Here is a 931-nt window from a genome sequence, read left to right on the forward strand (position 1 = left end):
GCCCGGCACCGCGAGCCGCCGCAGCAGCGGCTTGGTGACGTGGACCTCCTGGTCGTAGCCGGCGCGGGGGCCTGGGGCGGTGCCCAGTTCCGGAACCGGTCCCGGTCCTGGGCCGGCTGGGGCCCGGCCGACCGGAGCGCCTCCAGCAGCCAGGCCCGGCGGTCCAGCAACTGGGCCCTGCGGCCGTCCAGTTGCCACAACTCGCGGTCGAGGATCCGCAACTCCTCGGCGGGCGGCGGAATGTTCGTCATGCCTGGAGTGTGGCCCGGGTCACGCCGCAGGACATGAGCGGACGTACTCAGGACGTACTCAGATCCGCCACGCTCCGGCCCGTGCCCCGGGGGCAGATGCACGGTCCGACGTCCGGCGGGCAGACTCGGGCCATGAAGCGCATGGACTGGACGCACTACCGCTTCCGCAGCCTGTGGGACCTCGCCGCCCCGCCCGGCGACGTCTACGGCGCGCTGGCCGACGCCGAGCACTACCCGCTCTGGTGGCCCCAGGTGCGCGAGGTGACACCCGTGGACGACGTCACCGGCATCATCCGCATCCGCTCGGTGCTGCCGTACGACCTGGTGTTCACCGCCCGGGAGGAGCGCCGCGACCCGGACGCAGGAGTCCTGGGGATCACGATGACCGGTGACGTGGACGGCTGGGCGCGCTGGACGCTGACCCCCGCGGGCACCGGCACCCGCGCCCGCTACGACCAGGAGGTCCACGTCACCAAGCCGCTGCTGCGGCGGCTCGCGGTGCCGGGCAGGCCCGCCTTCCGCGCCAACCACGCCCTGATGATGCGGGCCGGGCGGGGCGGCGAGGTCCCACAGGCTGCGGAAGCGGTAGTGCGTCCAGTCCATGCGCTTCATGGCCCGAGTCTGCCCGCCGGACGTCGGACCGTGCATCTGCCCCCGGGGCACGGGCCGGAGCGTGGCGG

The 931-nt window shown here is 74.1% G+C and carries 2 protein-coding genes; both read left to right on the plus strand.

The features are described from left to right. On the plus strand, nucleotides 1–288 hold a 288-nt coding region (locus FGF04_RS41795), incomplete at its 5' end, for a hypothetical protein (protein WP_223146459.1). Nucleotides 289–392: 104 nt separating this feature from the next. Then, on the plus strand, nucleotides 393–931 hold a 539-nt coding region (locus FGF04_RS39520), incomplete at its 3' end, for an SRPBCC family protein (RefSeq protein ID WP_149516208.1).

The organism is Streptomyces apricus (assembly GCF_008369065.1).
Classification (GTDB): Bacteria; Actinomycetota; Actinomycetes; order Streptomycetales; family Streptomycetaceae; genus Streptomyces; species Streptomyces apricus.